This window comes from Streptomyces sp. NPDC000134 (genome assembly GCF_042899225.1).
In the GTDB taxonomy this organism is placed as follows: Bacteria; Actinomycetota; Actinomycetes; order Streptomycetales; family Streptomycetaceae; genus Streptomyces.
Genome location: NZ_JBIAZN010000003.1, coordinates 112,585 through 125,574 on the forward strand (window position 1 = coordinate 112,585; position 12,990 = coordinate 125,574).

Annotated in this window: 10 protein-coding genes; 4 read left to right on the top strand and 6 right to left on the bottom strand. The window is 73.5% G+C overall.

The annotated features are described in order from the left end of the window. Positions 1 to 175: 175 nt before the first annotated feature. Positions 176 to 1,450, bottom strand: a complete 1,275-nt coding sequence (locus ACFY32_RS05260; protein ID WP_390673468.1) for a hypothetical protein — start codon at positions 1,448 to 1,450, stop codon at positions 176 to 178. Between the two features lie 177 nt (positions 1,451 to 1,627). On the opposite strand from ACFY32_RS05260, the gene ACFY32_RS05265 reads away from it, so the two are divergent. Then, positions 1,628 to 2,539 carry a DUF4429 domain-containing protein gene (locus tag ACFY32_RS05265; protein ID WP_390673469.1) on the top strand — a complete coding sequence of 304 codons (912 nt, stop codon included), beginning with the start codon at positions 1,628 to 1,630 and terminating at the stop codon, positions 2,537 to 2,539. Between the two features lie 5 nt (positions 2,540 to 2,544). Here ACFY32_RS05265 and ACFY32_RS05270 read toward each other — a convergent pair whose 3' ends face one another. Continuing rightward, positions 2,545 to 3,348, bottom strand: a complete 804-nt coding sequence (locus tag ACFY32_RS05270) for a class II aldolase/adducin family protein (RefSeq protein ID WP_359189821.1) — start codon at positions 3,346 to 3,348, stop codon at positions 2,545 to 2,547. A 151-nt stretch (positions 3,349 to 3,499) separates the two neighbouring features. Here ACFY32_RS05270 and ACFY32_RS05275 point away from each other — a divergent pair, with 151 nt between their 5' ends. Then, positions 3,500 to 3,985 (top strand): pyridoxamine 5'-phosphate oxidase family protein, encoded by a 486-nt coding sequence (locus ACFY32_RS05275; RefSeq protein WP_390673470.1) that lies wholly within the window; start codon positions 3,500 to 3,502, stop codon positions 3,983 to 3,985. Between the two features lie 101 nt (positions 3,986 to 4,086). On the opposite strand, the gene guaA is transcribed toward ACFY32_RS05275, so the two are convergent. After that, positions 4,087 to 5,670: a glutamine-hydrolyzing GMP synthase gene (guaA, locus tag ACFY32_RS05280; RefSeq protein WP_390673471.1), complete on the bottom strand. Its 1,584-nt coding sequence runs from the start codon at positions 5,668 to 5,670 to the stop codon at positions 4,087 to 4,089. A gap of 367 nt (positions 5,671 to 6,037) precedes the next feature. On the opposite strand from guaA, the gene ACFY32_RS05285 reads away from it, so the two are divergent. Beyond that, positions 6,038 to 6,445, top strand: a complete 408-nt coding sequence (locus tag ACFY32_RS05285; protein WP_390673472.1) for a chorismate mutase — start codon at positions 6,038 to 6,040, stop codon at positions 6,443 to 6,445. Between the two features lie 479 nt (positions 6,446 to 6,924). Then, on the top strand, positions 6,925 to 7,950 hold the full coding sequence (locus ACFY32_RS05290) for a hypothetical protein (RefSeq protein WP_390673473.1): 1,026 nt from the start codon (positions 6,925 to 6,927) through the stop codon (positions 7,948 to 7,950). Between the two features lie 90 nt (positions 7,951 to 8,040). On the opposite strand, the gene ACFY32_RS05295 is transcribed toward ACFY32_RS05290, so the two are convergent. The 3 genes from ACFY32_RS05295 to ACFY32_RS05305 all read right to left on the bottom strand — a co-directional run bounded on the left by ACFY32_RS05295 (position 8,041) and on the right by ACFY32_RS05305 (position 12,934). Further along, positions 8,041 to 9,831, bottom strand: a complete 1,791-nt coding sequence (locus ACFY32_RS05295; RefSeq protein WP_390673474.1) for a GMC oxidoreductase — start codon at positions 9,829 to 9,831, stop codon at positions 8,041 to 8,043. 70 nt (positions 9,832 to 9,901) lie between these two features. After that, positions 9,902 to 11,551 (bottom strand): succinic semialdehyde dehydrogenase, encoded by a 1,650-nt coding sequence (locus tag ACFY32_RS05300; protein ID WP_359189075.1) that lies wholly within the window; start codon positions 11,549 to 11,551, stop codon positions 9,902 to 9,904. Between the two features lie 204 nt (positions 11,552 to 11,755). After that, positions 11,756 to 12,934: a serine/threonine-protein kinase gene (locus tag ACFY32_RS05305; RefSeq protein WP_390673475.1), complete on the bottom strand. Its 1,179-nt coding sequence runs from the start codon at positions 12,932 to 12,934 to the stop codon at positions 11,756 to 11,758. Between the last annotated feature and the right edge of the window lie 56 nt (positions 12,935 to 12,990).

A 12,990-nucleotide genomic window follows, 5' to 3' on the forward strand; every position in this document is an offset into this window, starting at 1 on the left:
ACGCAGGGGGTGGGGGCCATGCTCATCCGGTGATCGACAGGGGATTCTCACCCTGGGCCGGGCGGGTGGGTGAGGGTTGGAGCACTGGAGCACTGCGGGGGGAGACACGACCCGCCCGCGAGTCGACGGACGGGCGGGGCGACGGACCGCCGGGGCGGGGCGGCGGGGGACGGGGTCAGTCCGTGACGTCCACCGTGCAGCGGTTGGTCTCCGCTCCGGAGGCGGTGATCACCTGGATGTCGACGCGGCCCGGTTCCACGTCGGCCGGGACCGGGACGGTGAGGAGGGTGTCGGTGGGGTTGCTGAAGCCGCCGGGGACGGGGACGAGGGGCACATGGACGTTGACGGGGCCGATGCGGACGACCATGCGGGAGAGGCGGTCGGCGCTCTGGGCGCCCGGGGGGACGAAGCCGGCGCCGCGGATCTCGATGTCGTCGCCGGTGCGGATGGGGCCGTCCAGGGCACCGGCCTCGCGGGCCCGGACCACGGAGAGGATGACGGGCCGGCCGCCTTCCGCGTACTTGCCGGCCAGGTAGGTCGCCGCCGAGACCAGGACCAGCACCGCCAGCCCCCACGGCAGGTCGGGCAACTGTCCGGGGCGGCGCGCCAGCCGGACCGCCGCGAAGACCAGGGCGACCGCGCCGATCACGACGTACTGGATGTCGGCGAAGGTGCCGCGTCCCGAGTCGTCCGTCAGGAGGTCGGCCGCGCGGGGGCGGTCGGCGGGGACCTTCTGGAGCCGCTGGGCGAGGACGCGGAGGCCGACGACCCGGCGTACCAGGACGGCGATGCCGCAGACGACGGCCAGTACGGTCACCACGCCGGCGCCCCGGCGCAGTTCCAGACCGGAGATCAGCGCGTCCCGTTCCCCGGGACCGGAGGCCAGGGCCAACTGCCCGACGAGCACCAGTACGGCGTAGCAGACGAACAGCACCCAGGCCGCCGCGACCGCGCGGGAGGTCGACAGCCGGTTGTCCTCGCCGATGACCGGGGCGAGCACCCCGCCGCGCGCCCGGTGGAACCAGGACGCCGCGGTCAGCGCCCCGGCCACGAGCAGCGCCGCCACCAGTCCGGCGGTCCGCGCGGGCGTCCAGTCGGCGCCGACCGCGGTGAGCGCCTGCCCGAGCAGCAGTGCCACGACCGCCGCCCACACCGCGCCGGCCGTGCGGCGCCAGAGTCCCGCCAGCCATGCCCCGCCCTCGGCCCGGCGGCGTTCGGCGACGAGTTCGGCGGACTGGGTCAGGGCCTCGGAGACCCACTGCCGGGACGCCGGCGCCGAGTGGGCGACCGCGGCCGGCAGTCCCTGCCCGGCGGCGAACTCGTCCCGTTTGCGCAGGAATTCGGCGACCGCGCGCCGATGTCCCGCGCGGGCGCCGTGCGGACAGTCCCCGCAGGTGCACCCGCCCCCGTGCGCGCCCGCGCCACCGTGTTCCGCCTCCTGCACCGCCACGCCCGACGTCCACCTTCCGGCACCCTGGGCCCGAGCCCGTGTTCCCCCGCAACTCCCTTGCGACGACAGCGAATTGTGCCCTATCCGGGCCCGTGCGTGTCGGGCGCCCCCGGCGCGCCGGGCCTGCCGCGAGTGACGTGCGGTCCGCCGTGTTGACCCGGCTGCGAGAATTTCCCCATGGCCGAGATCATCCAGCGCGACGGGACCTGGGCCTTCGACGGCAGCACGGTCCGGATCACGCCGGGTCTGCACCGCTCGGTGCCGTTGTTCCGGCAGACGTACGGGGAGATCGCCGTGCCGCTGGACGCCGTGTCGGGGGTCGTCTTCGAGCCCGACCGCAGGCGCGGGAGGCTGCGGTTGCGGCTGCGCGAGGGCGCCGATCCGCTGCTCCAGGCGACCGGCGGCCGGCTGCCCGACGCGGCGGACCCGTACCGGCTGACGGTGGACACCGACCGGGCGGGGGTCGCGGAGTACGTGGCCGAGGAGATCCGGCACGCGCTGCTGCTGGACGGTGTCCCGCGCGAGCCGGTCGAGAGGTATCTGCTGCCGGGGCCGCCGGTCCCGGTCTCGGTCCGGTCCTCGGACGGCCTGGTCTCCTTCGACGGTACGCGGGTGCGGATCGACTGGGCGGAGACCTCCGGCCGGGTCAAGCGCGCCACCGGCCCGCGGATCATCGCCGTGGCCGATCTGGTGCGGGTGGAGTGGCTGCCCAACTCGGGTCACGAGGACGGTTTCCTCAGGTTCGTGACCCGGGAGACGGTGTTCTCCGAGCTGCCGCCGGAGAAGGACCCGTACGCGCTGGACCTGTGGGGCAGTGCCCGGCGGGATCTGCTCACCGCGTTGGTCGCGGCGGCGGTCACCGCCCGGCTGCCGCACCCCTCGACCCGCGCCGCCGCCCGCCCCGGCGAGGTCCGCCCCGGCGAGGGCGGTGCCGCGTCCTGCCGGGCCCCGGCCGTGCCGCCGCCGCGGGCCGACCGGCACGACGTACTGCTGCGCAGGCTGCGGGAGTTGGGGCAGTTGCACCGGGACGGGGTGCTGACGGACGAGGAGTTCGCGCGGGCGAAGGCGGCCGTGCTCAAGGACTTCTAGGACGGTCAGTCCAGCAGGTCGGGTTCGCTGCGGCTGATGTCCTGCCAGAGCGGCTGGTAGTTGATCCAGGCCACCAGGTCGCCGCCGGCCTGTTCCCGGGTGGCCGTGGCCTGCCGGTGGTCGATCAGGACCGGGCGGCCCGCCGCCCGCGCGGTGAGCTGCACCTGGCAGGACCGCTCCATGGACAGGAACCACCAGGCCGCCGCGTCCACCGAGTCGCCGACCGTCAGCAGCCCGTGGTTGCGCAGCACCAGCGCCTTGCGACTGCCGAGCACCGAGGCGATCCGCCGTCCCTCCTCGGCGTCGACGGCGACGCCGCTGTAGGTGTCGTACAGGGCGTGGTCCTCGTAGAAGGCGCAGCTCTCCTGGGTGATGGGGTCCAGCAGGTCGCCGAGGGCGGCCAGGGCCCGGCCGTAGACCGAGTGGCAGTGGGCGACGGCGACCACGTCGGGGCGGGCGGCGTGCACCTGGGAGTGGACGGTGAAGGCGGCCTGGTTGACGTGGTAGCGGCCCTCGACGACCTGCCCGTCGGCGTTGGCCAGCACCAGGTCGCTCACCGTGACGTGCTTGAACGGCAGCCCGAACGGATTGACCCAGAAGCAGTCGCTGAACTCGGGATCGCGGGCGGTGATGTGCCCGGAGACCCCGTCCTCCAGCCCGCACCGCCCGAAGATCCGCAGCGCGCCCGCGAGGCGTTCCTTGCGGTGCCGGCGTTCGGCCTCGACCGACTCGTGCCTCGGCGGCATCGCGAACTGGAGTCTGTCGGTGGGCAGCGGCGGGGGCGGTGTGGCCCCGGGCGTCCCCTGCATGGGGCCTCCGGCACTGGGTTGATTCACGGGGCGGAAGGTACCGCCGGTGAGCCGGTGAGGACAGTTCTGTTCCGTAAAGACGGGCGCGGACGGTGTTCGAGGTATCGATACCCGACAGGAGGTGTCCGGTATCGAGGGGAGACTCGGTGGCATGACTCGCACCACGACAGCGAACTGGGGCACCTTCGCCGCCGCCGAACCCGCCCTGGCCGCCACCGTCGAGCGGCGTTTCGGCGCGTACCCGCACCATGTCCTGGCGACCCTGCGCAAGGACGGCTCGCCCCGCACCACCGGCCTGGAGGTCCGGTTCCTCGGCGGTGAGCTGTGGCTCGGCATGATGCCGGACTCCCGCAAGGCGCTCGACCTGCGCCGCGATCCGCGCTTCGCGCTCCAGGCGAACCCCGGGGACGGCACCGGCATGGGCGGCGGCGACGTCCGGATCGGCGGACGGGCGTACGAGGTGGAGGACGCGGCGACCAGGGCCGCGTACGCGGAAGAGGTGGAGCCGCCGGGGCGGTTCCACCTCTTCCGTACCGAGCTGACCGAGATCACCCGGACCTGTGTGGAGGACGACGCGTACCTCGTCCTCCAGGTCTGGAGGCCCGGCGAGCCGGTGCGCGTGCTCAAGCGCGCCTAGGTCCTGTCGTTCGGATCAGCCCGCGGACGCGGGGCCTGGCATGACGGGGCGCAGCGGATTCCCTGCGACCTGATCCGAACGACGGGCCTGGTGCTCGGGGATCACTCCCACTCGATGGTCCCCGGCGGCTTGCTGGTGACGTCGAGGACGACGCGGTTGACGTCCTTCACCTCGTTGGTGATCCGCGTCGAGATCCGGGACAGCACGTCGTACGGCAGGCGGGACCAGTCGGCGGTCATGGCGTCCTCGGAGGAGACCGGCCGCAGCACGATCGGGTGACCGTAGGTGCGGCCGTCGCCCTGGACGCCGACCGAGCGGACGTCCGCGAGGAGGACCACCGGGCACTGCCAGATGTCGCGGTCGAGGCCGGCCGCCGTCAGCTCCTCGCGGGCGATGGCGTCGGCCTCGCGGAGCAGGTCGAGCCGCTCCTTGGTGACCTCGCCGACGATCCGGATGCCCAGGCCGGGGCCCGGGAAGGGCTGGCGCTGGACGATCTCCTCGGGCAGGCCCAGCTCCTGGCCGACCATCCGGACCTCGTCCTTGAACAGCTTGCGCAGCGGCTCGATCAGCTTGAACTCCAGGTCCTCCGGGAGTCCGCCGACGTTGTGGTGGGACTTGATGTTGGCGGCGCCGGTGCCGCCGCCGGACTCGACGACGTCCGGGTAGAGGGTGCCCTGGACGAGGAACTCCACGGCCGGGCCCTCGTCGGCGATGATCTCGGCCTGGGCCTGCTCGAAGACGCGGATGAACTCGCGGCCGATGATCTTCCGCTTCTCCTCGGGGTCGGAGACCCCCGCGAGCGCGGCCAGGAACCGCTCGCTGGCGTCCACGACCTTGAGCTGTACGCCCGTCGCGGCCACGAAGTCCTTCTCGACCTGCTCGGTCTCGCCCTTGCGCATCAGGCCGTGGTCGACGTAGACGCAGGTGAGCTGGGAGCCGATGGCCTTCTGGACCAGGGCGGCGGCGACCGCGGAGTCCACGCCGCCGGACAGGCCGCAGATGGCGCGCTTGTCGCCGACCAGCCCGCGGATCGCGGCGACCTGCTCGTCGATCACGTTGCCGGTGGTCCAGTCCGGCCGGAGGCCCGCGCCGCGGTACAGGAAGTGCTCCAGCACCTGCTGGCCGTGGGTGGAGTGCATCACCTCGGGGTGATACTGGACGCCGTAGAGCTTCTTCTCGTCGTTCTCGAACGCGGCGACCGGGACGACGTCCGTGGAGGCCGTGACGGTGAAGCCCTCGGGGGCGGCGGAGCAGGCGTCGCCGTGCGACATCCAGACCGCCTGCTCCTCCGGGGTGCCCTCGAAGAGGGTGGAGGACGGCTTGGAGACGGCCAGGCCGGTACGGCCGTACTCGCGGGCGCCGGTGTTGTCGACGGTGCCGCCGAGGCTCTGCGCCATGAGCTGGAAGCCGTAGCACATGCCGAAGACGGGGACGCCCGCCTCGAACAGGGCGCGGTCGACGGTCGGGGCGCCTTCCTCGTACACCGACGAGGGGCCGCCGGAGAGGATTATCGCCGCCGGGTTCTTGGCGAGGATCTCCTCGACCGGCATGGTGCCCGGCACGATCTCGCTGTAGACCCGCGCCTCGCGGACGCGACGGGCGATGAGCTGGGCGTACTGGGCGCCGAAGTCGACGACCAGGACGGTGTCGGGGGCGGCGCTTGCAGCGGGGGTCGCTGATGACACGGGGTGCCTTCCGGCGGTCGGGCGGGGGTCTTGTGCTTACCGATTCTACCGAGGCGGGGAGCGGTGACGTCCCGCCCTGTCCGGCGCGGGGGCGGCCGGCGGCCTCGCGCCCCCGCCGGCGCCCGTATGTCTCACCATGCGAACCGGCTTGGACGCCGTCCGCGCGGGCGGCATACTGGCCCCATGCTCACGCATCCGACCTTCGTGTTTACCTATGGCGACCGGCCCGCCGGCTGCCATGGTCGTGCTGCTTGAGCAACTGACAAGCGACTTCCCAGGCGCCCCGGGCCGACAAGGCCCGGGGCGCCTGGCGTTTCCCGGACCGTCGTCCCGGGGCCCGCCCACCGACCGGCGAGGAGCCCCCGACATGACCGTCCCCACCGCACCCGACACGACCGCCCCCACCAGGACCGTCCCCGCCGCACCCGACACGACCGCCCCCGCCAGGACCGTCCCCGCCGCACCCGACACGACCGCCCCCGCCAGGACCGTGCCCGCCGCATCCGACAAGACCGGCGCCCGGACCGCCGAGGCGGCCGGCGTGATCACCGGCGCGCGGGAGCGCATCGACGCGCTCGACGACCGGATCATCGGCCTGATCCAGGAACGGACGGCCGTCTCGGCCGTCATCCAGGAGGCCCGGATCACCTCCGGCGGACGGCGGGTGAACCTCGCCCGCGAGATGGAGGTCCTCGGCCACTACCGGGACGCCCTCGGCAGGCCGGGCACGTCCCTCGCCATGACGCTGCTGGAACTGTGCCGCGGTCGCATCTGAGTTCACCCCCGCTCTCACCCGTACGGCGCGTGACCGCCCCCGCGGGGCCTCGTTGGAACCGGTGTCCGCGCCAGCCAGGGGCGGGCGCGCAGGACCACGCGTGGCTCGCTGGGGCGATGAGACGTACGGATCGTGCCGTACGTCGTGGGACCTCGCCCCAGGGAAAGTGACCGGACGGCAGGGGACAGCAGCCCGGTCACCGAGAGAACGGCCGGTCCCGGGGACGCCCGGGGCCGGCCGCCCGTCCGCCCCCTGCCGCCGCTCTGCCGCCACCCCTCGCCGCTCCCCGTCGGCCAGTGACGTGCGCCACATAAATTCCCTGTGAAGTCGGGCACAACCATTCACAGCCGTCACTGATCCAACCTGCTGAACCGAGAGCCCCACCCGCACCTCGTCCGCGGCGGCCTCACCCAGCAGCCCGTACTGCGCCGCAGCGGTACGCCCGACTTCCCGAGGTCTTCATGCAGCTTCGCCGCGTCATGGCAGCAGCGGCCGCGACAGCAGTCCTGGCCCCCGTGGCGCTGCTCTGCGCCCCGGCCGCGTACGCCACCGACGGCACGACGTCCGCGTCACCGACCGGGTCCGTGACCGCGACGTCCGGCGAGAGCGAGAGCACCTCGGCGTCCCCGACCGGCTCCGCCTCCGAGAGCGCGCCCGGAAGCTCCACCTCGCCGCCGGGCTCCACGACGCCCTCGGGGTCCACCACACCGTCGGGTTCCACCACACCCTCGGGGTCCACCACGCCGTCGAGCAGTGCCGGCGCCTCGGACAGCGCCGCCCCGACCGGCAGCGCCAGCCCCTCACCGAGCGTCTCCGTCTCCGAGGACCCCCTGCCCGAGCCGTCCGAGTGCGCGGACACCAAGGTCGACATCACCATCGGCGGCCTGCCCGGGAAGATCGCGGCGGGCAGCGGCTGGCACACGTTCTCGCTGAACGTGGCCAACACCTCCGGCTCCACGCTGGAGCAGCTCTCCTACCTGGCCGGCGCCTCCGCCGACCAGGACGGCGAGAAGCTGTTCGCGACCGGGCAGGTCCGGCTCCAGGCGTACGACCCGCACGCCAGGACCTGGGACGACGTGGACGAGTACGGCTACGCGGCCGGCTGGGTCGGCTACACCGACAAGCTGGAGCCCGGCTACCAGGTGGACATCCCGATGCGGATGAACGTCGCCGCCTCGGCCCCGGTCGGCGCCGGCTTCACGCTGGGCGCGACGATCTACGGCGACGCCGACAGCGCGTGCCTCGGCTACGGCCAGGCCGCCTACCGCTTCCAGATCGTGGCCGCCGGTACGGACACGGACGGCACCGAGCCGCAGCAAGGCGGCCGGGCGCCGGTGACCGCCGAGAAGCCCGCGGGCAACGCCCCGGCCGTCACCGGCAGCCTCGCCCGGACCGGTGCCGGCTCCGCGCTGCCGGTGATCGGCCTCGTCGGCGGCTTCGCGGTCGTCGCCGGTGCCGGCGCGGTGTTCACCGCGCGGCGGCGCAAGGCCGGTACGCCGGCGTAAGGCCCGGCCGGCGGTGTCGGACCGCGGGGCCGCAAGACAGGGAAGGACCTGCGCTCGGAGGGGGGCGCAGGTCCTTTCCGCATGCCGGGGTCAGGTGCGCGGTGGTACCGCCGGGATGCCCAGGAACGGCAGCCGCAGCGCGCCGAAGGCGTCCGCCGGGACCGCCGGGGACCTGGGCTCGACCGGGCTCAGCCGCCGGTACGCCGCGCCCTGCGCCGGGCGCGGGTCGGTGTCGCCCTTGTTGGGCCAGAACGACATCGCCCGCTCGGCCTGGGCCGTGATGGTCAGCGACGGGTTGACGCCGAGGTTGGCGGAGACCGCGGCACCGTCGACGACCGAGATGCCCGGGTGGCCGTAGAGCCGGTGGTACGGGTCGATCACGCCGGTCTCGCGGGAGGCGCCGATCGGGCAGCCGCCGAGGAAGTGCGCGGTGAGCGGGGTGCCCATCAGCTCGCCGACGTTGGAGCCGGGGAAGCCGTTGATCTCGGCGGCGAGCGCGGAGGCGCCCTCGGTGGCGGCCTTGATCTGCTTGGGGTTGGGCGAGCCGTGGCCCTGGCGGGCGGTGAGCAGGCCCTTGCCGACACCAGCCGGTTTCAGGTACGTCGTCAGGGAGTTGTCCAGCGACTGCATGACCAGGCCGATGATGGTCCGCTCCGACCAGCGGCGGTTGGACAGCGAGCGCAGCACCAGCACGGGGTGCCGGGCCGCGTGGGCGAGGAAGCCGAGGACGCGGGAGGTGCCGGTGCCGGTCTGTCCGGCGTAGGGGACCTGGAGGATCGACAGGCTGCCCATCGAGTTGGAGCCCTTGCCGTACCGGACCGGCTCGATGTGGGTGCTGGCGTCCGGGTGGATCGAGGAGGTGATGGCGACGCCGCGGGTGAAGTCGGCCCGGGGCTCGCCGGTGGCCTTGCGGTAGCGGCGGTCGTCGGTCTGGGCGCCGACCAGGGCCTCGGAGTTGGTGCGGGTCAGCGCCCCGAGCCGGCCGGATATGTACGGGAGCTGACCGCCGGCCTTCATCCGGTGCAGCAGGGTCTGGGTGCCGTAGGTGCCGGCCGCGAGGACGACCCGGCGGGCGGTGAAGGTGCGGCCGCCCGCCTTGTGCTTCCGGTCGGTGGGGAGGGTGGCGACGGCGTAGCCGCCGCGTGAGTCGTCGGTGACGGAGACGACCGTCGTCATCGGGTGCACCACCGCGCCGGCCTTCTCGGCGAGGTAGAGGTAGTTCTCGTTGAGGGTGTTCTTCGCGCCGTGCCGGCAGCCGGTCATGCACTCGCCGCACTCGTTGCAGGCCCGCCGCTCGGGGCCCGCGCCGCCGAAGTACGGGTCGGGGACCCGCTCCCCCGGCCTGGCCCGGACCGACCCGTCGGCGTCCTGGCCGTCGCCGAAGAAGACGCCGACCGGCGCCAGGTGGAAGGTGTCGCCGCAGCCCATCCGTTCGGCGGCGGCCTTCAGGTGGACGTCGGACGGGGTCATCGTCGGGTTGAGCCGCACGCCGAGCATCCGCCGGGCCTGGTCGTAGTACGGCGCCAGCTCGTCCTGCCAGTCGGTGATGTCCCGCCACTGGGCGTCGTCGAAGAACGGTTTCGGCGGGACGTAGAGGGTGTTGGCGTAGTTGAGGGAGCCGCCGCCGACGCCCGCGCCTGCCAGGACCATGACATTGCCGAGCAGATGGATGCGCTGGAGGCCGTACATGCCGAGCTTGGGGGCCCAGAGGTAGTTCTTCAGGTCCCAGGACGTCTTCGGCAGCGACTGGGGGGTGAAGCGGCGGCCGGCCTCCAGGACGCCGACCTTGTAGCCCTTCTCGGTCAGGCGGAGGGCGGACACGGAGCCGCCGAAGCCGGAGCCTACGACGATGACGTCGTAGTCGTACGGGTCCTGGGGCACGGGGTCTCCTCGTTGAGTTTCGCGTGCGGGCCATGTGTGGTTCTGCGCGGTTCCCCGCGCCGCTACGGCATCACCTGAACCGGAATGCCTTCATCAGGCGCAGGCTGCGGCTCATGAAGCGGGCGTAGCCCTCGTCGTCCATGCCGAGGGAGGGGGCCAGCGGGAGCAGGCGCTGTTCGGCGATGGTCTGCGCCTCGGTGTACTTCAGGACGCCCTCGGAGCCGTGCCGGCGGCCGAGGCCGGAGTCCTTCATGCCGCCCATCGGGGACTGGACGCTGCCGTACGCCGAGGCGTAGCCCTCGTTGAGGTTGACGGTCCCGGTGCGCAGCCGGGCGCCGATCTCCCGGCCGCGGCGGGCGTCGCGCGTCCAGACGGACGAGTTCAGGCCGTACGGCGTGGAGTTGGCGCGTTCGACGGCCTCGTCGTCGGTGCGGAAGCGCTGGACGGAGACGACCGGCCCGAAGGTCTCCTCGGCGCACACGGTCATGGCCTCGGTGACGCCGTCGAGGATGGTCGGCTCGTGGAAGAAGGGGCCGATGTCGGGGCGCGCGACCCCGCCCGCGACGATCCGCGCGCCGTGCGCGACGGCGTCCTCGATGTGCCGCCGTACGGTCTCCAGTTGCTGCCCGCTGACCAGTGAGCCCATGTCGGCGCCGTACGCGAGGGCGTTGCCGAGGCGTATCGCGCGGGTGCGGGCGGCGAACCGGTCCAGGAAGGCGTCGGCCACCGACTCGTGCACCAGCAGCCGCTCGATGGAGACGCACAGTTGCCCGGCGGAGGAGAAGCAGGCGCGGACCGCGCCCGCCGCGGCCTTGTCGAGGTCGGCGTCGTCGAGGACCAGCATGGCGTTCTTGCCGCCGAGTTCGAGCGAGACGCCGACGAGCCGGTCGGCGGCGACCTGGGCGACCTCGCGGCCGGTGCGGGTGGAGCCGGTGAAGGAGACGTAGTCGCCGCGCTTGACGACCTCGGGGCCGACGACCGGGCCGAGGCCGATGACGGCTTGGAGGACGTCGGCGGGCAGACCGGCCTCGATCAGCAGGTCCCTGGCCCACAGCGCGGTCAGGCAGGACTCGGTGTCCGGCTTCATCACCACGGCGTTGCCCGCGACGAGGGCGGGCAGGGCGTCGCCGACGGAGAGTTCGAGGGGGTAGTTCCAGGGGACGATCTGGCCGACCACGCCGCGCGGGTGGCGCAGTTCGGTGACCTTCGTCAGCACCGGTACGGCGCCGGTGTGCCGCTTGGGCCGCAGATACGCGCCGGCCTTGTGGCCGTAGTGCCGGGCCGCCATGGCGACGGCCTGGACCTCCTCGTGGGCGTGCAGCCGGGCCTTGCCGGTCTCCAGTTGGATCAGGTCGAGGACCTCGGCCTGGCGTTCGAGCACCAGGTCGTGGAAGCGGAGCAGGACGGCCGCGCGCCGCCGTACCGGGGTGGCCGCCCACACCGCCTGGGCGGCGCGGGCCAGCTCGAAGGCCCTGGCCACGTCCTCGGCGGTGGACTCGGGCAGGTCGGCCAGTTTCTCGCCGGTGTACGGGGTGTGGTTGACGGTCCGGCCGGAGCCGACGACGCCCTTGGTGAGCCGGGCGACCAGCTCGGGGGTGACCACGTCGGCCGCGGTGCGGGTGCCCGCCGGGGCGGGGGCGACCGGGTTGGTGCCCGTGGTGGTGCCGGTGATGTCCGTGGTGTCCGTGCCGGTGAGGTCCGGGGCCTGCGCGTCCGTCATGAGCGGCAGGGTATGACGCGGCGGGGCCTTTGTGTACCCGTCGGTAACGGGGATTCACGGCACACTCGCACACTGCCAGTGATCGCTGGCAACGAATGCCCTGATCAGGCCGGTTGCGGGGGTGGTGCGGGGGCGTCGGTTCTTTTCGGCGGGGCGTGGGGGGATTGTGCGGGACCACGCGGGGATCGCCCCCGTGCCGCCCCGTCAGGACGGTGACGGCGCGGCCGTGGTCGTGGTCGTGGACGGGGCGGGCGTACGGGTGACGGTGACCGTCTCGGTCGGGACGCCGGACGGCGCGGTCGTGACCGTCCGGGTCGGGACGCCGGACGGCTCGGTCGTGACCGTCCGGGTCGGGACGCCGGACGGCGAGGGCCGCACCGGCATGACCGGTCCCGGCACCGAGGTCGGCGGCGTGTCCCCGCCGTCGCCGAACCCGTCGGTCAGCAGCGCCGCCACCGAGACGCCCGCAGCCGCCGTCGCGGCGACCAGCAGCACCGCCATCAGCAGGCCGCGCCGGCTGTGCCGTACGTCTGGCGCGGGCGGCGCCGGGGAACGGCCCGTGTCCAGGAAGGCGCGCAGCATCCGTTCCGCCCCGGCCGCGTCCAGCCGCCGCCCGGGGTCGCGTTCGAGCAGTCCGCGGACGAGCGGGAGGAGCGGTCCAACCTGCGCGGGAGGCCGTATCTCCTCGGAGATGACGGCGTGCACGATGCCGCTGAGCGAATCCCGGCGGAACGGCGACTCGCCACCGAGCGCCGCGCACAGCAGCGCCCCCAGCGACCACAGGTCGGAGTGCGGCCCGGCCCCGGCGCCGGACATCCGCTCGGGCGCGGTGTACTCGGGGGAGCCGACGAAGGACCCCGCCTCGGTGAGCGTGGTGGCGCCCGCGACCTGGGCGACGCCGAAGTCGGTGAGGACGACCCGGCCGTCCTCGGCGACCAGTACGTTGGACGGCTTGACGTCGCGGTGCAGGACCCCGGCCTGGTGCGCGGTGCGCAGGGCGCCGAGCAGGGCGAGCCCGATCCGGGCGGCCTCGGCGGTGTCGACCGGGCCGTGCGCGGCGACCCGGTCGGCGAGCGAACCCCCGTGGATCAGCTCCATGACCAGGTACGGGCGTTCGTCGTCCTCCACCACGTCGTGGACGACGATGATGTGCGGATGGCTCAGTCGGGCGACCGCGCGGGCCTCGCGCAGGACGCTGTCGCGGCGCTGCCGGGCCTCGGCGACGGAGAGTCCCTCGTCGAACGGGAGGGCCTTGACGGCGACCTCCCGGCCGAGCAGTTCGTCGGTGGCCCGCCATACGACGCCCATGCCGCCGCGCCCGAGCCGGCACCGAAGCCGGTACCGGCCCGCGATGACACGCCCGCCCGCCCGCTCGGTCACCATGAGGTCATCATGCCCCACCGCGCGGACCTGCTCGGGGACGCCGGACAGGGGTGGCC

Excerpts from the sequence above, each read along its gene's own strand:
- ACFY32_RS05290 (WP_390673473.1), top strand. The coding sequence starts at position 6,925 with ATGGCAGCAGCGGCCGCGACAGCAGTCCTGGCCCCCGTGGCGCTGCTC.
- ACFY32_RS05265 (WP_390673469.1), top strand. The coding sequence starts at position 1,628 with ATGGCCGAGATCATCCAGCGCGACGGGACCTGGGCCTTCGACGGCAGC.
- ACFY32_RS05305 (WP_390673475.1), bottom strand. The coding sequence starts at position 12,934 with ATGGTGACCGAGCGGGCGGGCGGGCGTGTCATCGCGGGCCGGTACCGG.
- ACFY32_RS05300 (WP_359189075.1), bottom strand. The coding sequence starts at position 11,551 with ATGACGGACGCGCAGGCCCCGGACCTCACCGGCACGGACACCACGGAC.
- ACFY32_RS05275 (WP_390673470.1), top strand. The coding sequence starts at position 3,500 with ATGACTCGCACCACGACAGCGAACTGGGGCACCTTCGCCGCCGCCGAA.
- ACFY32_RS05285 (WP_390673472.1), top strand. The coding sequence starts at position 6,038 with ATGACCGTCCCCACCGCACCCGACACGACCGCCCCCACCAGGACCGTC.
- ACFY32_RS05270 (WP_359189821.1), bottom strand. The coding sequence starts at position 3,348 with ATGCAGGGGACGCCCGGGGCCACACCGCCCCCGCCGCTGCCCACCGAC.